Source organism: Bartonella sp. MR168JLCBS, from assembly GCF_042194175.1.
This window is the reverse complement of record NZ_JBHIMP010000376.1, coordinates 1-708: the sequence shown is the minus strand read 5'-3', so window position 1 is coordinate 708 and position 708 is coordinate 1. Positions and strand designations below refer to the sequence as shown.

Below are 708 nucleotides of genomic sequence, written 5' to 3'. Positions count from 1 at the left end.
TGAAAGCATAAGGCCCTTTCTGCATAAGTTCACGCTGCAAATCAGCATATATTTGTGCTCGTTTCTGTGGATCTTTTTGAAACAACGCATCTTCAACCTTTTTATTCATATCTTCATCCAAATATCCATGGTGCCAACTAGGGTAGGCTGTATTTTTAGCCTCAAACCGATTATCAGGGTTGTAAACAAGGCGCGAAGCCATTGTATGAGGATCGGTAGAGTCATTATTCCACCCAACAAAAACCGCATCAAAAGCACGTGCATAAAGTTTTGAAAATAACTGTGTACCCGCCAAACGTTCAATTTTAAGGTGTACACCCACCTTTTCTGCACTATCTTGAAGGGACTGAGCAATAGACAAAGCATAAGGAGAGTTTCCCACTAAAAAATTGACCTCAAACCCTTCTGGATAACCTGCTTCCGTTAAAAGCTGCTTTGCTTTTTGAAGATCAAGTTTAAAAGGCTGTCCTTCTTTTTCATCCAAAGCTCCAAGATTACCAAGAGGAATAAAGCTTGCACGTGGAACACCAACACCTTTGAGAAGAGTCTTTCCCAGACCTTCATAATCAATAAGATAGCGCATCGCCAAACGCACTTTTTCATTGGCAAAAAGTGGATTTGTCGTATTGAACCCCCAATACATCATGGATGGCTCCAACACTTTTTCAACCTTAAGATCTGTTTTTGCCTGGAGATCTGCTAGATCCT

1 protein-coding gene is annotated in these 708 nt (G+C 40.8%); it reads right to left on the bottom strand.

The window, feature by feature from the left end:
- A partial coding sequence (locus ACFIK8_RS11485; protein ID WP_375669502.1) for an ABC transporter substrate-binding protein occupies positions 1-708 on the bottom strand: 708 nt, incomplete at both ends.